The 18969-nt window shown below is 44.5% G+C and carries 15 protein-coding genes; 6 read left to right on the top strand and 9 right to left on the bottom strand.

The window, feature by feature from the left end; all coding sequences use genetic code 11:
* The first annotated feature begins 19 nt into the window (after positions 1 to 19).
* Genes KS2013_RS10935 through KS2013_RS10925 form a run of 3 tightly spaced genes read left to right on the top strand, consistent with a single transcriptional unit; the run spans position 20 to position 7769 of the window.
* Positions 20 to 6694, top strand: a complete 6675-nt coding sequence (locus KS2013_RS10935; protein ID WP_068993773.1) for an Hpt domain-containing protein — start codon at positions 20 to 22, stop codon at positions 6692 to 6694.
* A gap of 11 nt (positions 6695 to 6705) precedes the next feature.
* Positions 6706 to 7299 carry a chemotaxis protein CheB gene (locus tag KS2013_RS10930; protein WP_068993770.1) on the top strand — a complete coding sequence of 198 codons (594 nt, stop codon included), beginning with the start codon at positions 6706 to 6708 and terminating at the stop codon, positions 7297 to 7299.
* Positions 7300 to 7307: 8 nt separating this feature from the next.
* Positions 7308 to 7769, top strand: a complete 462-nt coding sequence (locus KS2013_RS10925) for a chemotaxis protein CheW (protein ID WP_068993767.1) — start codon at positions 7308 to 7310, stop codon at positions 7767 to 7769.
* A gap of 58 nt (positions 7770 to 7827) precedes the next feature.
* Here the strand turns inward: KS2013_RS10925 and KS2013_RS10920 are convergent, their stop codons facing one another.
* From KS2013_RS10920 to metK, 5 genes are all read right to left on the bottom strand, one after another.
* On the bottom strand, positions 7828 to 8562 hold the full coding sequence (locus KS2013_RS10920; RefSeq protein ID WP_068993765.1) for a 16S rRNA (uracil(1498)-N(3))-methyltransferase: 735 nt from the start codon (positions 8560 to 8562) through the stop codon (positions 7828 to 7830).
* A 3-nt stretch (positions 8563 to 8565) separates the two neighbouring features.
* Positions 8566 to 9915, bottom strand: a complete 1350-nt coding sequence (locus tag KS2013_RS10915) for an adenosylmethionine--8-amino-7-oxononanoate transaminase (protein ID WP_068993763.1) — start codon at positions 9913 to 9915, stop codon at positions 8566 to 8568.
* Between the two features lie 218 nt (positions 9916 to 10133).
* Positions 10134 to 11039, bottom strand: coding sequence for a peptidyl-alpha-hydroxyglycine alpha-amidating lyase family protein (locus tag KS2013_RS10910; protein WP_169816868.1), 906 nt, complete (start codon positions 11037 to 11039; stop codon positions 10134 to 10136).
* Positions 11040 to 11332: 293 nt separating this feature from the next.
* On the bottom strand, positions 11333 to 12730 hold the full coding sequence (ahcY, locus tag KS2013_RS10905; protein WP_068993757.1) for an adenosylhomocysteinase: 1398 nt from the start codon (positions 12728 to 12730) through the stop codon (positions 11333 to 11335).
* Positions 12731 to 12798: 68 nt separating this feature from the next.
* Positions 12799 to 13959, bottom strand: coding sequence for a methionine adenosyltransferase (gene metK / locus KS2013_RS10900; RefSeq protein WP_068993754.1), 1161 nt, complete (start codon positions 13957 to 13959; stop codon positions 12799 to 12801).
* Positions 13960 to 14202: 243 nt separating this feature from the next.
* Between metK and KS2013_RS10895 the strand changes: the two genes are divergently transcribed.
* A complete protein-coding gene (locus KS2013_RS10895) occupies positions 14203 to 15069 on the top strand; it encodes an ion transporter (protein WP_068993751.1) in 867 nt (288 codons plus the stop codon).
* Positions 15070 to 15098: 29 nt separating this feature from the next.
* Here KS2013_RS10895 and KS2013_RS10890 read toward each other — a convergent pair whose 3' ends face one another.
* Both KS2013_RS10890 and coq7 read right to left on the bottom strand, forming a co-directional pair.
* Positions 15099 to 15470 (bottom strand): DUF6746 family protein, encoded by a 372-nt coding sequence (locus KS2013_RS10890; RefSeq protein WP_068993748.1) that lies wholly within the window; start codon positions 15468 to 15470, stop codon positions 15099 to 15101.
* A gap of 85 nt (positions 15471 to 15555) precedes the next feature.
* Positions 15556 to 16194, bottom strand: coding sequence for a 2-polyprenyl-3-methyl-6-methoxy-1,4-benzoquinone monooxygenase (gene coq7, locus KS2013_RS10885; RefSeq protein ID WP_068993747.1), 639 nt, complete (start codon positions 16192 to 16194; stop codon positions 15556 to 15558).
* A 79-nt stretch (positions 16195 to 16273) separates the two neighbouring features.
* Between coq7 and KS2013_RS10880 the strand changes: the two genes are divergently transcribed.
* Together KS2013_RS10880 and KS2013_RS10875 are read left to right on the top strand one after the other, a co-directional pair.
* Positions 16274 to 17773, top strand: a complete 1500-nt coding sequence (locus KS2013_RS10880) for an AAA family ATPase (protein WP_068993744.1) — start codon at positions 16274 to 16276, stop codon at positions 17771 to 17773.
* An 11-nt stretch (positions 17774 to 17784) separates the two neighbouring features.
* Entirely contained in the window at positions 17785 to 18381 is a 597-nt protein-coding gene (locus tag KS2013_RS10875) for a glutathione S-transferase (protein WP_068993742.1), read from the top strand.
* A gap of 26 nt (positions 18382 to 18407) precedes the next feature.
* Here KS2013_RS10875 and KS2013_RS10870 read toward each other — a convergent pair whose 3' ends face one another.
* Both KS2013_RS10870 and KS2013_RS10865 read right to left on the bottom strand, forming a co-directional pair.
* Entirely contained in the window at positions 18408 to 18743 is a 336-nt protein-coding gene (locus KS2013_RS10870; RefSeq protein WP_068993739.1) for a YdbL family protein, read from the bottom strand.
* A gap of 24 nt (positions 18744 to 18767) precedes the next feature.
* Complete coding sequence (locus KS2013_RS10865) at positions 18768 to 18962, bottom strand: YnbE family lipoprotein (RefSeq protein WP_068993738.1); 195 nt, start codon at positions 18960 to 18962, stop codon at positions 18768 to 18770.
* Between the last annotated feature and the right edge of the window lie 7 nt (positions 18963 to 18969).

Below are 18969 nucleotides of genomic sequence, written 5' to 3'. Positions count from 1 at the left end.
TACAAAAAACGGTGTAGGCATGAAAGAAAATCAAACAAAAGTAGCTTTTAACTGGGTAAAAGAAGAAGTCGAAACGACTTTGGAGCAGGCGCAACAAGCCATCAGTGCTTATGCTGATGATGAGTCTGATAAAACCCAAATTCACTTCTGTGCAAACTGTATGCATCAGATTAGTGGAACCATGCAGATTCTGGAGTTTTCTGGAGCTTCGCTACTGGCTCAGGAAATGGAAAAATTAGCAGAAGCCATTGGCGATGACGCTGTTGAGTCAAATGATTCTGCATACGAAGAATTTTTATCAGCCGTTTTAAGGTTACGTAGTTACCTTGCTCGTTACAGCGAAGGTAAAGCTGATCTGCCCGTATTACTACTATCAACAATTAACGCCATTAGAGTGTGTCGCAAAGTAGAGCCTCTTGGTGCCGGCGATTTAATTAGCATTGAAGTAGAAGGCGTCTCAGCTCCAGATGCACCAGAGAAAACAGAGTTAAAAGGCGACATAGTTGCTGAAGTAAAAAGCTTACGTATGAAATTTCAGCAGGCCTTGCTGGGGGTCATGCGAGAAGTTGATTCAGAAAAAAACCTAAAACAGATGCAAGCTATTACCAAGACCCTATGGGGCTTGGGAGAGCGGGTACCATACAACACTCTATGGTGGGTTGCGACCGTATTTTTTGGGCATGCAGATACTCTTTTAAAAGAGCAGAAGAATTCCGTTAAAGGTCTGTTCAGTCAGTTAGATCGTCGTCTTCGTGAATTAATCGACCAAAATGTTAATAATGAAGGCGAAAAGAAGATTCTTGCGAACCTGCTGTTCTATATTGCTCAAATGGATAAAGATGACAGTGATGTAAAAGAGGTTCAGGACAAATTTAAGCTGAATAAGTTACTCGAATCTATTGGTGATTTAGAAGCAGAAACTGAGGGGCTGGAAGGTCCGGGAACTGATAGTTTACGCATTGCGCTTGGCGTTATAAGCCAGGATCTAGCTGACATGAAAGAGTCGTTAGATCTGTATATACGAACCAAATCTCAAGACGATGAGCCACTGGAAGAAATGTTACCAGTGATGCAAAAAATATCAGATACGCTTTCTATGCTGGGTTTAATGGAATCCAGAGAAATCGTTGAAAAGAAGATGAAAGCTGTATCAGACTTGATTGATGGAACTGAATCCGATCGTCAGCAGGGACTGGTTTCAATCGCTGAAACTGTACTGAAGCTTGAAGATTATATCCAAATGGCTATGTCGATGGACAGCAGCCAGCTAGCCAGAGAAACAAAGGGCGCTGATATTGCAGACTCTCTGCAAGTGGTTAACGCTCGTTATCAGTTAGTCCAGGAAAGTCGCGGCAACCTGTATAAAGTGAAAGACGCGATTACAGATTATCTTGATGAAAGTCACAACATTAAGCGTTTAGAGAAAGTCCCTGAACTTCTGAGTGAAGTAGAAGGTGCTTTAAACTTTGCACAATTAGACAACTTGCTGGAAGTCGTCCAAAAAACGAATCGCTTTATCGGCCAGTACCTGATTACTGAAAAAGTTGTGTTGAGTGAGAGCGAAGTTGCAACATTGGCTGATGCGTTAAGTTCGGTAGATTATTATCTTGAGGGATTAATGTCTTCTGGCTTACACGGATTACCTATCGTACTCAAACGTGCGGTAGATAGTATTCATGAGCTTGAATCTCATTATGGAAGCCTTGAAAAAGACTCACTGCCAGTCTTGGAAGATTCATTAGACATGCCTGACATGGAAATGGTCGGTCAGGAAGAACCTGAAGAAGACCTGATCCATGATGATTATGAAGAAGCCGATGAAGGCGCTGAAACCGTAGAGACGGCCGAATATGCGTCAGAAGACGATGATGATCTGATTGACGATGAAGTTCGTGAAATATTCATCGAAGAGGCAGACGAAGTGCTTGAAGAGATGCATAGTCTGTTACCAGAATGGAAGAAAGATCAAGGCAATGAAGACGCCTTAACCACGATCCGCCGAAACTTCCACACGCTTAAAGGTAGCGGCCGTATGGTTGGTGCTACTGAAGTCGGGGAGTTAAGTTGGGCCATTGAAAACATGCTTAATCGCCTCATAGATAACAGCATCGAGTTTAGCCCTGAGTTGATGGAAACTGTAGAGTCAGCGGCGCAACTACTACCACAGATGGTCAAAGACTTTGCTACAGGGAAAAGTGCGGACTTCCCACAGAGTCTGGCCGACCGTGCCGATAAAATCACCAAAGGTGAATTTGTTCCTGAAAAAGAAGAGACTGGCGATGAGGCATCTACATCCGCACCAGAGCCGACCGGCGAAGAGCAGGTAGAAACTGTTGAAGATGATAAAACCCCTGAACAAGAATTATTTGAGGTATTTAAGCAAGAAGCAGACGACCATATTGCTAACCTTGAAGCGTTCTCCAGCCAAATTGATCAAGGAATTACACAGAGCCATATCAGTGATAACTTACTAAGATCGTTACATACCTTAAAGGGTGTAGCTCACATTGCCGATCTGAAATCCTTGGCTAAGATCATCGGGCCGGTGGAAAATTACTTCCAGGAGCTTAACGCACAGGGTTTAAGAGCAGAGACAGAGGACATGTCTTTAGTCGCACACACTAAAGACTTACTACAATACATCATTGATAATCCAGAAGACGACTCCGTTATTTCAGCTCATGAAAAAGCATTAATGGAACAGCTGGAAAAAGCGAAAGAACTACATGCTGATAGCGGTAGTGAAAAACGCGACCCAGAATTATTAAAAGACGTCTTCAATATTGCGGCAGATGTTCTATCAGATATTGATGCAACTAATCTACAAGAAACAGCCAAAGAAAAACGAACTGAGGCAATATCAGATTTAATTGCATCCATTGATCGCCTGTCTGCCATATTGGCAGAGGTTGAAATCGATGAAATACAGTCTGTAGTTGATAGCCTAAATGGCGCATTGCAACGAAATATGAAAGCCAGTGAAGTTGATACTTCATTGGGTGCTCTGATCACAGAATCTTATACTCAATTAGAAAACCAGTTTGACTGTCTTGCGGCAAATTTATCAATTCCTACCGCAAAAGATCTAACTCAGGCTCTTGATACATGGGAACCTGAGCAGTCAGAGTCATCTTCTGAGTTTGATTTCCTTGATTTAGAGCTAGAGGACATGGACACATCCGAAGAGGCATCTGAGGAAAGTAAACAGTCCGTTGAACCATCTGATGACAGTCAGGAAGGAAAAGAGCCTGAAGAAGAGACTACAGGTGACTCAGATTTGAGTGGTCTCGAACTGGTCGATCTCTCGACTGGTGGAGACGAAGAAGAGAAGAAAGAATCAGTAGCTGACAGTCATGCAACAGACTTGGAATGGGATTTAAATCTCGAGGGCATTGCCGACGAGGAAGAAGCGCCAATACCATCTGAAAAGCCAGAAGAAACAACTGGCGAAGACTTAATGGATGATGAGGCGGCAACAGATGAACTGGCAGCAGAACTCGATGAGCTGGCAGCAGAAGTTGACGAAAGTGAATCCGTTGAAATAGAAGGTGATGATCAGTCTGTCTTCAATGAAGATATGCTTGATGAAGACTTTGAAACTTCCATTAACGATATGCTTGGAAGCAAGTCTGAAGCAGATGAAGAAGATTCGAAAGCCGGGGCAGAAGAGTCGAACGTTCCCGATGAAGAAGATGCTCTTGAGTTAACAGATGAAGCTGATACAGCAGAGATAGAAGCAGAAGAGCCGCTAAAAGAGAGTGAGCAAGGTGAAGAGCCTGCGGTTGAAGCTAAAGAGCCAATAGCTGATGATGTGGCAGCTTCTGCTGACACCGTCAGTTTAGATATGGAAATGGATGATGAGCTCCTGGACATCTTCACTGAAGAAGCAGAAGAGTTATTTGACAGTGATGCGCAATTATTAGCTCAATGGAGTAGCTCACCTTCCGACCTGTCTCCAATTGGTGAGTTGCAGCGGAACCTGCATACCTTGAAAGGTAGTGCGCGTATGGCTGGCTTTACGCCTATTGGTGATTTAGCTCACTGTCTGGAAGATCTATACACAGCGATAATAGAAAAACGAATAAAGCCATCTTCAGAAGCAATTAAACTAGCAACCAAAGCAGAAGATAAGTTGATTTCAATCTTTGGTGCTCGATCTACTCCGGATAAGATTCCATCACCACAAACGATGGTAGATGAAATTCAATCCTTTATTGAGATTGAAAAATCCGGTGGTAAAGCGAAAGTTAAAGCAGAAGAGAAACCACAAGAAGCAGTCGAAGAGAAAGACATTGAGACTGTTGCTGAAGAGAAGCCGGCTAAAGCTGCGGAAGAAGTAAAAACTGAGCAGCCAGTGGTCCCAGAAGAGAAAGACGATGTCTGGGAACAGGAGCTGGTGGACTTGTTCCTCGGAGAAGCGCCTGAGTTATTAGGAAATTACACCACAGCAGTTTCATTCTGGGCAAAAGATTTCTCTAAAACCGAGCCTTTGGATGAGGCGCTGAGAAGCCTGCATACACTCAAAGGCGGCGCAAAGCTTGCGTTGATTAAACCGATTGCAAATTTATCTTCTGAGCTAGAGCATACCGTTAAGTTATTAACAAAAGATGCACGGGCAGGAAAACAGCGTTGGGTTGAAGTGTTGACCGCTGGTCATGACAACCTAAATGATATGGTTGAGGCTGTTAAAGCAGGCAAAATGCCAACGGTACCGTTTGACTTTGAACGTCGTTTATCTAATGAGAATGATGCCATTCTTGCACAGCTTGATCAGTTAGATAAACGCGATCTTGCCGAGTCCGATGAGCAGGCAGAAGTAAAAATCATATCGCTGACAGATCGCCAGAAAGAGAAAGAGCAGGCGGCAAAAGAAGCAGCGAGCAGAGATGTTATTCGTGTTCGTTCAGAAATTCTAGATAACCTGGTTAACCTCTCGGGTGAGAGTTCAATTTTCCGTTCACGTTTAGAGCAGCAGGTTGCAGACTTGAACTTCAACTTGAACGAAATGGCCTCGACGGTTGATCGTCTTCGTGATCAGTTAAGAAATCTAGAAATCGAGACCGAAGCACAGGTCTTGTATCGCCGTGAGATTTCCGGTGAATTTGATGACTTCGATCCCCTGGAAATGGACCGATATACTCGTCAGCAGGAGTTGACGCGAAGCTTACTTGAGGCTGCAAGTGACTTGCTGTCTATTCAGGAAACATTAGATACCAAGGTCGGTGATGCTGAAGCAACATTACTGGCGCAAGGTCGAGTAAACACAGAACTTCAGGACCGTTTGATTCGTACACGAATGGTACCGTTCAACAGTATTGAAAGTCGTTTACGTCGTATGGTTCGTCAGATATGCAGTGAGTTGAATAAAGACGTCGACCTCAACCTGACGTCCGAAGGCGAAATGGACCGCACGGTAATTGAGCGTATGGTTGCACCATTGGATCATATGTTACGTAATGCTATTGACCATGGTATCGAGAGTAAGGAAGAGCGTAAGCGTGTAGGAAAACCAGCCAAAGGTCAGATTAACTTAAGCCTGACTCGCCGCGGTAATGAGGTTTACATTGAAATAGCGGACGACGGCGCCGGTATCCGTAAAGAAAAGGTAAAAGCGCGTGCTGTATCTCAGGGCATGATTGATGAGTCATATCAGCCTTCAGATCGAGAGCTCTATCGTTTAATTTTACAGCCAGGTTTTTCAACGGCCGAAAAGGTAACACAAATTTCGGGTCGTGGTGTTGGTATGGACGTGGTTCACAGTGAAATTCTACAGCTGGGTGGATCGCTCAACGTTAACTCAGAAGACGGTAAGGGCACCACGATGACGGTTCGTCTGCCCTTTACGCTGTCGTCTAACCAGGCGTTGATGGTTAAAGTCAGAGGCGAGCCATATGCGATTCCTCTGTCCAACATTACAACTGTAGCTCGTGTGAATGCAGAAGAACTCCTTAAAATTTATCAGAGTAAGGATGAAACCTTTACTCATCTGGGTGAAGAGTTTGAATTGCGTTACTTGGGACAGATTCTAGATAGAAATTCCGAAATTGTTCCTCCGGTAGATGATTATGTACCCGTATTAATCATTCAGGGTGAAGGTAAACCGATAGCGGTTCATGTAGACGAGTTACTGGGCTCTCGTGAAATTATCGTTAAGAATGTTGGTCGTCAGATTTCAACAGTTCCGGGCATTTCCGGAGCGTCGATTACTGGTGACGGTACGGTGGTATTAATTCTTGATATGCAGACCTTGGTGGATCGTTTCCACGAATGGGACTTCGCGCATGAAGCGGGGCTTATTGAAGAGTTTGTCGAGGAAGATCGTGTTCCAACTGTTATGGTTGTGGATGATTCGATTACGGTTCGAAAAGTTACAGCCCGTTTATTACAGCGTCATCAATACCAGGTTATGGCTGCTAAAGATGGTGTCGATGCAATTACTCAGTTACACGATGATGTACCAGATGTCATGTTGCTGGATATTGAAATGCCACGTATGGATGGTTTCGAGTTAGCAACCATCATGCGACATGATGAGCGCTTGAAAAATGTGCCAATCATCATGATTACGTCTCGTACTGGTGAGAAGCACCGAGAGCGAGCAGAAGAGATTGGTGTCAATGAGTATCTGGGTAAGCCTTATAATGAAGAAAAGCTATTGGCGACCATTAAAGAGATGCTAGAGCTTGAGGATTAAGGAAAACCCTCATGAGTACATTGTTAGTTCTTCTTGGCGGTTCAACTGGTGGGCCTGCAGCGGTAAAAGAGTTTATTGATGCTTTGCCCGAGAGGCCTTTGCCTGTATGTTTTGTACTGGCAAACCATATAAGCCATGAGTTTTTGCCAAACCTGCAAAACATGCTGGACGACCATCCGCATGTCAGTGCGGAAATTATCGATGGCAATAAAACGATAATGCCTGGAAAGTTATATATAGCGCCAATAGAGCACAGAATCTGCTTCAATCCAGAAGGGCGTATCTATGTCGTTGATGAACCGTGGCGTGCGCCTTATGCACCGAATATAAATCAGATGTTCGAGTCAGCGCTTGATATGGAAAAGTTTGAAAAGCTGGCAATCATATTCAGTGGGATGGATGATGATGGCTCTGCAAGTGCTGAGTTATTGGATTCTAAAGAAGTCGAAATCTGGTGCCAGACCCTGGAGAGCTGTGTTCAAGCCTCAATGCCGTTAAGCATGATGCGGACTGGAAAAGTAATTTATAAAGATAACCCGAAGGGACTGGCGACACAGCTGGCCGATTATTTAGATAGTCGAAATTCCGTTGACCAATATGCGTGAGAGTTTGTATGACTGAAACAGCAAAAGACGTTTACAGCTTTTTAATTCCAATGCTTGAAGACAGCTTGATTCTGCCGAATACCATTGTGGCTGAAATTGTACCTTTTATGAATGTTGCCCTTGATGAAGGTGCTGAAGAAAGCAATGAGTGGAAAGTTGGTAGCGTGATGTGGCGTAATATGAACATTCCGGTAGTATCCATGGAGCGTATTCAGGGTCACCAGGATTTGGGTGATGTGAGACGTTCGCGTATCGCCATTGTCTACACACTCAATGGTAATGAAGAGATCCCTTTTGTCGCTTTCATGGTACGGGGTATTCCACGATTGGTTCCAGTGGATGATGACAATAGTGAGTTTGTTTCGGAAGATCAAAAACCGTTAAAAGACGGAGTGAAAGCTTGGTTATCGGTTGAAGGGCATCAGGCCGTGGTACCTGATCTGGATTACATAGAAAGTAATCTTGGCTAGTCTTCTAGATACAAAAATTTAAAGAAGGAAAAGAGCTGTTTTTACAGCTCTTTTTTCGTTAGAAGTCACCCCAAAGTACGTTCATAACAGAAACCGCAGATAGAGCAGCGGTTTCAGTACGAAGGACGCGAGGTCCTAGCTGTACTGGCTGACAACCATTCCTCTTCACCTGCTCAATTTCGATATCACTGAAACCACCTTCAGGCCCTACCCAAAGTGAGATGGGTTTTGTTACATCTAGGTTTGAAATCTCATTAAAAGGTTTGGCAGCCTCAGGGTGTAGAAAAAAACTTTGACTATCCAGGGTAGGGATAGCCTCGTTAAAACTGATGACTTCATTGAGTTTGGGCAACGTTGAGCGGCCACACTGTTCGCAGGCACTTTCGATAACCTTTTGCCAATGGTCGAGCTTCTTCTGCCAACGCTTGGCATCGAGTTTTACTCCGCAGCGTTCGGTTATTAGAGGAGTAAATTCTTTGATTCCAAGCTCTACACCTTTCTGCAGGGTCAAATCCATTTTATCGCCACGAGAGACACCCTGATAGAGGTGAATATGCAGAGGCGATTCGACATTGACCGTTAGTTCGTCCTTAACATGAACGGACACAGAGTTACGTTCTATCTCAACGATTTCTGAGGGAAAGTCTGAGCCGTTACCATTAAACAGAACAACTTCATTACCGACTTTAAGCCGAAGAACGCGACTGAGGTGGTTACTGGGCTCTCGACCCAGAGTAACCACCTGGCCAACTCGTAACTCGGCGTGCGGCGTGTATATGCGGCTAATGCGCATCGTTTAGTCCTTAACCGCCAGTTGAATGCCTTTCCAGGCAATATCTGCTAGCTTATCTATCTCTTCCGGAGTAATAACGTACGGCGGCATGAAGTAGACGACATTACCTAATGGTCGCAACAGGGCGCCACGAGACAGTGCGTATTCATAAACGCGCATACCGCGACGTTCTTTCCAGTCGTAACCTTTGCGAGTCTTTTTATCCTGAACCATTTCTGCGGCGAGGATCATACCGGTCTGACGCACTTCGGCGACATTAGGGTGATCCGCGAAGTGAGCGGTTGCTTGCGCCATATGATCAGCCAATACGCGGTTGTTTTCGATAATTGGCTGTTCACGGAAGATTTTCAGCGTCGCATTAGCAACGGCACAACCGGTCGCGTAGCCGGTATAGCTGTGCGAATGAAGGAAGGCTTTCAAGGTTTCGTAGTCATCATAAAAGGCTTCGAAAATCTCTTCACGCGTCATCATCACCGACAATGGCAAGAAACCAGCCGTCAGGCCTTTCGACATACACATAAAGTCAGGACTGATATCTGCCTGTTCACAGGCGAATAAAGTACCGGTTCGACCAAAACCGACCGCAATTTCATCGGCAATTAAATGAACGCCGTATTCGTCACATAATTTACGCAGTTCGGTTAAGTAAACCGGGTGATACATACGCATACCGGTAGCACATTGCACTAATGGCTCTAGAATTACGGCGGCAACGGTTTCATGTTTCTCTTCGATTAGCTTGCGCATATGCACAAACTGGCGGCGGGAATAGTCTTCCCAGCTTTCGCCCTCTTCGCGGTAATAGCAGTCAGGCGATGGCACCGTCATAACGTCAAACATCATGGTTTCGTAAGGCTCTTTGTATAGCCCGACGTCTGACACCGCCAACGCACCGGTGGTTTCGCCGTGATACCCGTTTTCCAGAGTGACAAACTGAGTCTTTTCCGGTTTACCTTTCAGCTGCCAGTAATGAATGCTCATCTTGAGTGCAATTTCGACTGCCGAAGAACCGTTTTCACCGTAGAAAACACGATCTAAGCCCTCTGGAGTAATCTTAACCAGATTTTCGGCCAGTTCGATGGCAGGTTCATGGGTAAAGCCAGAGAAAATAACGTGTTCCAGCTGATCGACCTGATCTTTCATCGCCTGAGCAATGGTTGGGTTGGCATGACCAAATAAATTAACCCACCAGGAACTTACGGCATCGATGTAGCGATTACCGTCAAAGTCTTCGAGATAAACCCCATCACCTTTCTTAATCGGCGTCATCGGGTATTTTTCGTAGTCCTTCATTTGACTACATGGGTGCCATAAAACGGCCAGATCGCGCTCTTTCAGACTTGCGTTATTCATAGTTAAATCTTGTGATTGAATCAATCGTGGCGTCATTATCGCGTATTTGAGGGGAAGTCTCAAAGGGTGGTTGTGTAAGATATGTTGGAGGCAAATCCTGTAGGTTAGAGTGCGTCTTGACGCAGAGGCTGTCCCTCGGTTGGTACTAGAAAATATAAAAGCTTTAAATGGTGCGTTACAACGCACCATAAGCTAGCTATCCTTTGTTGTCGAATAGATTAATTTATTTTGTATTTCCTAACACTGCGCGCCCAGGCATCAACAACGTACACCGCTCCATCTGCTCCTAAGGCGATGTCATGACCAAGGTTTTTTAAGTCCGCATCTTCTTCAGAATTAAAGCTATTAATCATATTACCGTCAGTATCGAGTATTAAAACTCTTGATCGAGTATTATTGGGCTGATCTCCGCCATCAATAATAAATATCTGTTCATCCCTTGATATAGCAATGCCGTAGGGGCGGCCAACAAGTTCAGTGTTCCATTCTGTAATATATTTGCCCGTGAGATCGAAAATTTGTACCCTGGAATTTCCCCTGTCGGCGACATAAACGCGATCGTTGCCAATGGAAATACCATGAGGACGATTAAATTCTCCTGCTTTATTTCCTGGACTTCCCCACTGCATTTGAAATGCACCTGATGAATCGAATTTAATTATTCGTGTATTATCGTAGCCATCGCTGACGTAAACACTTCCGTCTTCAAGAACACTCAGATCAGAAGGAAGGGCGAAATGAGACTGATCCTTCCCAGTCACACCAGCTTCGCCAATACTGAAAATTAATTCACCATCATGTGATAGCTTATGAATCTGTTGAGACCCAACATCTGTGACCCAAACATTGTTGTTTTTATCTACTGAAAGCCCATGTGGCATAATAAAAAGATTTCCTCCCCAGCTATTTATAAGCTTTCCTGTAGAGCCATCAAACATTAGGACGGTATCTTCACTAATTTTATCGGCAGGAAAAGGCTCTATCCATTTGCGGTTTGCACGGTGGAAAATAAATACGTGATTATGGGAGTCGACAGCAACACCTGTTGCTTGACCCATAGAAATTTGAGCTGGCATATCAGGCCAGTTAGCGACAATAGAGTAGGTACTTTTTGACTCTGCCATACTAGAGTTCGAGTGCAGAGAAAATAATATAACGATAAGACAGATATAAATTTTGGAAAACAAATGATGACTCCTTTCAAACATTAATTGTAATTATATAAACGTCTATATAAGACTTTAGTGTCGTGAGTCTTTCTTTACAAGTGTTAAGCTTAAATCGCCACAAAGATCATTTGGGTAAAATTGGCACCTGGATTCATGTGTTATTTAAAGTGTAAGGTTTAAAGATACATTAAAAAAGCCGGCAAAAGCCGGCTTTCTTAAATCACGTTTCTTATATCACAGAACTGTGACTAGTAACGATAGTGTTCAGGCTTATAAGGGCCTTCAACTTCTACGTTGATGTAAGCTGCTTGCTTGTCCGAAAGTGTTGTTAGGCGTGCGCCGATACGCTCAAGGTGTAGCTTAGCCACTTTTTCATCCAGGTGTTTCGGTAGGATGTAAACGTCGTTATCGTACTTGTCGCCGTTCTTCCAAAGTTCGATTTGCGCTAGAACCTGGTTAGTGAACGAGTTCGACATCACGAAGCTTGGGTGGCCAGTCGCGCAACCAAGGTTAACCAAACGACCTTTGGCTAATAGTGTAATACGCTTCCCGTCTGGGAATACCACCTGGTCAACTTGATCTTTAATGTTGATCCATTCGTAGTTTTCCAGGCTGGCAATATTAATTTCGTTATCGAAGTGGCCGATGTTACAGACGATAGCCTGATCTTTCATGCGCTCCATGTGCTCATGGCGGATGATGTCGTAGTTACCGGTTGCAGTAACGAAAATATCAGCCTGTTCAACGATGTTTGGATCTTCAAGGTCAACCACACGGTAACCTTCCATCGCTGCCTGTAGTGCACAGATAGGATCGATTTCTGTTACCCATACTGTTGCGCCTAGACCGCGAAGTGATTGTGCAGAACCTTTACCGACGTCGCCGTAACCACAAACGATAGCGACTTTACCGGCGATCATAACGTCAGTTGCACGCTTGATGCCGTCAACTAGCGATTCACGACAACCATACAGGTTATCGAACTTAGATTTAGTTACAGAGTCGTTTACGTTAATCGCTGGGAATGGTAGTTCACCGTTTTTCTTCATCTGATACAAACGAGCAACACCCGTTGTCGTTTCTTCAGTCACGCCCTGAATCTCAGCCAGAGTGCGCGAGTAGAAAGTATCGTCTTCAGCTAGTTTTGCTTTGATTGATTTGAATAGAGCGATTTCCTCTTCGCTGCCCGGGTTATCCAAAACGCTGATGTCTTTTTCAGCACGGCTACCCAAGATCAACAGCATAGTCGCGTCGCCGCCGTCATCCAGGATCATGTTTGGAGAACCGCCGTCACCCCATGTCATGATGCGATGCGTGTAGTCCCAGTACTCGTCCAGCGTTTCGCCTTTGTATGCGAAAACTGGAATACCCTGGTCGGCCATAGCTGCTGCCGCGTGATCCTGCGTTGAGTAAATGTTACATGATACCCAACGAACTTCAGCGCCTAGCGCAATGAGCGTTTCCATAAGCATGGCTGTCTGGATCGTCATGTGCAATGAGCCAGCGATACGCGCGCCCTTTAGCGGCTGTTCGCCTTCGTACTCTTCGCGAATCTGGATCAGACCAGGCATTTCGCTCTTGGCCATTTCGATTTCTTTGTGACCCCATGAAGCGAGGTTAATATCTTTTACGATGTAATCTGTCATGTTGTTCCCAATAATTGGTTACGATGAATGTAATGATAAAATTCTTGCTGTTTCAATCGATGAAACAGTTACAGCCCAGCGGCATCACGTAGAGCATCAGCTTTATCAGTGCGCTCCCAGGTGAAAGTATCTTCTGTACGACCGAAGTGGCCATACGCTGCTGTGGCTTTGTAAATAGGGTGTAGCAAATCAAGCATCTTGATCAGGCCGCGAGGGCGTAGATCGAAGTGCTCACGAACCAGTTGAACCAGACGGTCTTCACTGATCTTGCCGGTACCGAATGTGTTGACGCTGATAGACGTTGGCTCGGCAACACCGATAGCATAAGAGATCTGAATCTCGCATCGATCCGCCAGACCTGCCGCGACGATATTTTTCGCAACATAACGGCCAGCATAAGCGGCACTACGGTCGACCTTTGATGGGTCTTTACCAGAGAAGGCTCCGCCACCATGACGCGCCATACCACCATAGGTATCAACGATAATCTTACGACCTGTCAATCCGCAGTCGCCCATAGGACCACCGATAACAAACTTGCCGGTTGGGTTAACGAAGAACTTGGTATCGCCTGTGACCCATTCTGTCGGAAGAACTGGCTTGATGATTTCTTCGATGACCGCTTCTTTTAGAACATCTTGGCTGATGTCAGGAGTATGCTGAGTTGATAAAACAACCGCTTCAATACCCACTGGCTTATCGTTCTCATAGCGGAACGTCAGCTGACTTTTCGCATCTGGACGTAACCAGCTTAAGGTACCGTTTTTGCGTAGGTGAGCCTGGCGTTCTACTAATCTGTGTGCGTAAGTCACCGGTGCTGGCATCAACACATCAGTTTCGTTACTGGCATAACCAAACATTAAGCCCTGGTCACCCGCACCCTGAGCTTCCGGATCTTCGCGGTCAACGCCTTGAGCAATATCAGGACTTTGTTTGCCGATAGCATTTAATACGGCACAGGAACTGAAGTCGAATCCCATGTCAGAGCCTGTATAGCCAATTTCTTCGATGGTTTTACGAGCGATATCTTCGATATCAACCCATGCTTTTGTCGCGACTTCACCAGCGATCAATACCATGCCGGTTTTTACCAAAGTTTCTACCGCCACACGCGCATTGGTATCCTGTTCGAGGATAGCGTCTAACACAGCATCGGAAATTTGATCAGCGATTTTATCTGGATGGCCTTCTGATACAGACTCAGAAGTAAAAACTGAATAATTGCTCATTATCTCACTAGTACCTTCAATTGTGTGATATACACTTAAACATAGACCGTCAGGTTTCCCGTGACGGTCAAAATTTAATCGAATTTTACATGTTTTGGACGTCTAAAACATCTATTTTTACATCTTTCGGTGTGAAAAACACATGAATATAAATAATTAGGTCATAGTTTTAATATTACAAGTAACGGTTTATGATGCTTTAAAGTATAAATTCCAAATTAATGACAGGATTTCATTCGATTCATGGGTAGAGTACCAGCACATAAGAAACATAAATTTGATGAAGGTGAGCCGCTCGCTCCCTGGCGCGAGAAGATACACGAAATCATTTTTGAGGCGGATACTGGATGGGGTAAAGCTTTTGATGTGGTACTGATCATCAGTATCTTTGCCAGTGTCATTGCCGTGATGCTGGATAGTGTCGATACCATCTCTGCTCAATACGGTAAAATTCTGTGGGCCGCCGAGTGGAGCTTTACGATTTTATTTACTGTCGAATACATTCTCCGACTCATCTGCGTCAGACGTCCCATGCTTTATGCCCGTAGCTTTTACGGCATCGTTGACCTGCTCTCGGTTATACCGACATATTTAGCTCTGTTCTTGACTGATGCTAAGTACTTCCTGGTGATTCGTATTCTGCGGGTGCTGCGTGTCTTCCGTATTTTTAAACTCGCCAGTTATCTTGGCGAAGCCAGCATGATGATGAAGGCGCTGAAAAATAGTCAGGCCAAAATCAGCGTGTTTCTCTATACCGTGATTCTTCTGGTGGTGATTTTTGGTTCACTGATCTATGTTATTGAAGGAGCTGAAAACGGCTTTACCAGCATTCCAAAATCGATCTACTGGGCGATCGTGACTCTGACCACCGTTGGCTATGGCGATATTTCACCGCAGTCGCCACTGGGACAGTTCATCGCTTCCTGCATCATGATAATGGGCTACGGCCTAATCGCTGTTCCGACCGGGATTTATAGCGCTGAAATAACCAGGCAGGCAATTAGCGATCATAAAACGAAAGAAGTCACTAATAATGCCTGTCCAGTGTGCGCCTATGAAGGTCATGATGCAGACGCGGAGTATTGCAAGAAATGTGGGGCTGAGCTTTAAAACCGTTGACGGATTTCAGAGCTTTTGATTTATTGCTCGGTATAAAAAGACACACCATCTAAATATAGTTGGCCATAGACTTTGGCCTTATCCATTTCCATACGCTCTGAAGAAAGGTGGAGTTCTTCCAGGTTACGTTGAGTAATGTTGAGATGCCCTTCGAGAATTTTCAGCGCATTTTCCATGCTGTAGGTCATCTGGTGAATTTTAGCCATATCCTGAGGCTTTAATTCTTCAGCCTTTAAAAGTGCTTCAAGCTGAGAATTATATGTCTGTAAAACCTTTATGGCTTCTTCTACAGTGTTAACGTCCTCACCTTTGTAATGACGGACTTCTGCAGCGTTAACCTGAGACGCAGCAAACAAAACGGCGAGTGTTATTACAAACTTAATCAATTTCATGGATTATCCTTTTGGAAATAAGAATCATTAACATTTTAAGCAGGGTTGCCGTCCGTGCAACATGACTTCGATCAAAATTATTTATCTAGACGTAGTAAACGGTGCTCGTCATGACCTTTGACATTATGGTCATGCCGAATTTTATGGGTTTGGGTAGCTCTGCTGCACCATTGTCGATGGCCGTGGTTGCATGCTTTAGTTCTTCAACATGCATCTGTGAGAGTATGGCCTTGCTCTTGTAGTCCTGCTCAGGAAGCTTTTCCAGATGACTTTCGAGATGTTTGCAAACCTGATTTTCGGTTTCTGCAACAAAGCCCAGGCTCCATTTATCGCCGACTAAACCAGCAGTAGCGCCAATGGCGAAAGAACTGGCATACCAGAAGGGGTTTAAGTAACTTTCGTGGCTATGAAACTCATGAATACGCTCGCTACACCATGCTAGATGATCTACTTCTTCCTGAGCGGCCTGTTCCATCTCCTGACGGACGTCTGGTAGCTTCGCGGTTAGGGCCTGGCCTTGATAAAGCGCCTGAGCACATACTTCTCCAGTGTGGTTAATACGCATCAGACTCGCGGCATGCTTCTTCTCTTCATCCGTCATGTCCTGCTCGGCTATATCCTGTGCAGGGTTGGGACGAGGCTTCGCGTCATAGATGCCCTGAGTTGTTTTTAAAGCTGAATCCGCTACCATACATAGTCGGTCGAAGAAGCTATACTGGCGCATAAAAAGTTACCTGATTACGTTTGGTACTATTTTAGCGTTAATTGATAAAAATAGAAATAATGGAGCCACTGCGCATTATATGGGAAGCAAAACTGAGCAGAATGATTTAAAAATTCTGATTGAATCAAAGAACCCAATTCTGGTAATCGAAACGCATGAAGAGTTGCGAGCCATTAACCTGATAAATCAGGTTGCAATGAAGTTAAATCAGCCGGTGTTTGGCTGGCATTTAACCGAAGGGTTACGCCGCTTTGAGGTGGATGGAGAACATTTTTCACCTTTGAAAGATACTGCCGAGCCAGCTAAGTGTTTACGTCACATCAAGCGAATGCAAAGACGTGGTATTTATGTGTTGTGCGACTTCCATCCCTTTATTGGAAGGGAACACCCCGAAACCACGCGTTTGTTGCGTGATATAGCACTGGATTATGCTAAAGATCACCAAACTATCATCTTAATCAGTCATGGTATTAAATTACCTGAAGAGCTAAAGAAGCTCTCTCGGAATTTCACATTGAGTTTACCCAACGCGGAAGAGCTGGAATCTATTATTCGTAAGGAAGCGGCTCGCTGGGGTGTTGAGAACCCAGGACGAAAAGTCCGTACAGACAAAAAGGTGATGCAAAGGCTGATCAGAAATCTAACGGGCCTGACTCGTGGTGATGCCGCGCAGGTGGTGCGTAATCTGATATACGATGACGGTGCTATTACCGAGACAGAAGTTGAGCAGGTTAATGAAGCCCGTTATAAACTTCTGGATTTGGATGGTGCTGTGCACTACGAATATGAAACAGCGCATTTTGCAGAAGTCGGCGGGATGGACAGTCTGAAACGTTGGTTGGAATTGCGCCGTAAGGTATTTTTAAGCGAAACAGATACAGGTCTCGATCGGCCGAAAGGGATTCTTTTGATGGGCGTTCAGGGTAGTGGAAAGTCGTTGGCAGCGAAAGCCGTGGCCGGAATGTGGCAGATACCACTGCTGAGACTTGATTTCGGCGCTCTCTATAACAAATGGCATGGTGAAAGTGAGAAGAACCTCCGTGAAGCGTTAAAGCTTTCACAGGTTATGTCCCCCTGTGTGTTATGGTTGGATGAAATTGAGAAAGGGTTGAGTACATCGGATAATGATGGTGGCACTTCAAAGCGAATGCTGGGTACTCTATTGACCTTCATGCAGGAAAATAAAGCGCCAGTATTTTTTGTGGCAACGGCAAATGACATTAGTGCTCTGCCACCTGAATTAATTCGTAAAGGTCGATTCGATGAACTGTTTTTTGTGGATCTGCCTGAGGCACCTGCAAGACAGGAGATCTTTAGAATTCATCTGGAAAAAAGAAAACAGTCCGGCTTGAACTTTGATTTAGTCTTATTAGCTCAAAGTACAGAAGGGTTTAGTGGTGCTGAAATAGAGCAGGCCGTTGTAGCTGGATTATATGCTGCTCATTATCAAGAATCCGAATTATCGACCGACATGATATTAGCCGAAATAGAACAAACCAAACCACTATCGGTGGTCATGGCAGAGAAAATTTCAGCATTACGCTCCTGGGCTAATCAACGTGCCGTAAAGGCGAATTGAGGAGAATTGACGTGAAATTAATTTATTCAACTGCTTCACCTTATGCGCGAACTGCAAGAATCGCATTGCGAGAAATAGGTTTAACTAAGAGTGTTGAAGAAATTGAGCAGCATCCATTTGATAATCCCAAAGAGCTTATTGAGGCAAATCCGTTGTGTAAGGTTCCGTGCCTGATTGATGATAAGGGAATGGCGATATTTGATAGCCAGGTCATTTGTGAATATCTGGATCAGTTTTCTGATGAAACGTCACGCCTATTCAAAGAGGTCGATAATAGCTGGCAATTAAAGACACTGTATTCATTGACCCGTGGTCTGCTGGATACGGCGGTTGCTTTGCAACAAGACAAAATGCGAGGCGAGGGTCAGTCTGACTTTTGGCAGGAAAGATTTACTGGAGCCTTAGATAGAGGTCTTAAGTATTTACAAACTCATTTGGCAAGCTATCCCAAGCGTTTTGAAATACTGGCAATTAATACGGTAGCGCTTGTTGATTATTTAGAGTTCCGTCACCCGGAATTACGAGTGATGGATAAGTTCACGAAATTACAGATGTGGTTTGATGAGCAACAAAGCCGTTCAAGCGTTGCTCAAACGGCTCCTAAATAAACACTTCTGAAATCCAGCTTGGCAGTTTATTTCTTCTGCCAGGCACCACCAATTTTGACGTAATGCCCCGACTGGGTGCGATCGATATTTCTTCGTGCCGCAATGGCTTCAATTTCAGCTAAAGTTTTATTGTTTTTCTTAGCCTGCTCAGCATAGATGTCACGACGCTGATCGTTAACGTTTTCAACTAAAGCTCTAATCTCAGGTGTGGCCTGTGCCGGCTTGACGATACCAACGTACCCAGTATCTAATTCGCCAACAAGTCCTTGATCCTTCAGCTGACCTAAGTTTGCTGCAAATACTTGTGCTGCCAATAACAAAGCGGCACCTGCCGTTAGTAAAAATTTTGTCAGAGTTTTCATATGAACCTCTCTCCTATGGGTAACCTAAAACAGTCCCGATTCTTCAGTTAGGGCTTGATCCAGCGCTTTCTCTACTTTAACCACAATTTCATGCTTAATGGTAAAATCACCAATAATATGAATTGGCTTTTCAGGAGCTTCCAGTTTTACTGTACAGCCGGAAGCAATAAAAAGAGCGCTAGATAGCACGACTAGTGTGCTGAGCTTGGCTACGGTCATACCAATT

It is taken from the genome of Kangiella sediminilitoris, assembly GCF_001708405.1.
Lineage (GTDB): Bacteria > Pseudomonadota > Gammaproteobacteria > Enterobacterales > Kangiellaceae > Kangiella > Kangiella sediminilitoris.
Note: the sequence above shows the minus strand (reverse complement) of the source record. Positions and strands in the feature narration are given on the sequence as shown.

Coding starts and splice junctions, on each gene's coding strand:
- KS2013_RS10935 (WP_068993773.1), top strand. CDS start 20: ATGAAAGAAAATCAAACAAAAGTAGCTTTTAACTGGGTAAAAGAAGAA.
- KS2013_RS10930 (WP_068993770.1), top strand. CDS start 6,706: ATGAGTACATTGTTAGTTCTTCTTGGCGGTTCAACTGGTGGGCCTGCA.
- KS2013_RS10925 (WP_068993767.1), top strand. CDS start 7,308: ATGACTGAAACAGCAAAAGACGTTTACAGCTTTTTAATTCCAATGCTT.
- KS2013_RS10920 (WP_068993765.1), bottom strand. CDS start 8,562: ATGCGCATTAGCCGCATATACACGCCGCACGCCGAGTTACGAGTTGGC.
- KS2013_RS10915 (WP_068993763.1), bottom strand. CDS start 9,915: ATGAATAACGCAAGTCTGAAAGAGCGCGATCTGGCCGTTTTATGGCAC.
- KS2013_RS10910 (WP_169816868.1), bottom strand. CDS start 11,039: ATGGCAGAGTCAAAAAGTACCTACTCTATTGTCGCTAACTGGCCTGAT.
- ahcY (WP_068993757.1), bottom strand. CDS start 12,730: ATGACAGATTACATCGTAAAAGATATTAACCTCGCTTCATGGGGTCAC.
- metK (WP_068993754.1), bottom strand. CDS start 13,959: ATGAGCAATTATTCAGTTTTTACTTCTGAGTCTGTATCAGAAGGCCAT.
- KS2013_RS10895 (WP_068993751.1), top strand. CDS start 14,203: ATGGGTAGAGTACCAGCACATAAGAAACATAAATTTGATGAAGGTGAG.
- KS2013_RS10890 (WP_068993748.1), bottom strand. CDS start 15,470: ATGAAATTGATTAAGTTTGTAATAACACTCGCCGTTTTGTTTGCTGCG.
- coq7 (WP_068993747.1), bottom strand. CDS start 16,194: ATGCGCCAGTATAGCTTCTTCGACCGACTATGTATGGTAGCGGATTCA.
- KS2013_RS10880 (WP_068993744.1), top strand. CDS start 16,274: ATGGGAAGCAAAACTGAGCAGAATGATTTAAAAATTCTGATTGAATCA.
- KS2013_RS10870 (WP_068993739.1), bottom strand. CDS start 18,743: ATGAAAACTCTGACAAAATTTTTACTAACGGCAGGTGCCGCTTTGTTA.
- KS2013_RS10865 (WP_068993738.1), bottom strand. CDS start 18,962: ATGACCGTAGCCAAGCTCAGCACACTAGTCGTGCTATCTAGCGCTCTT.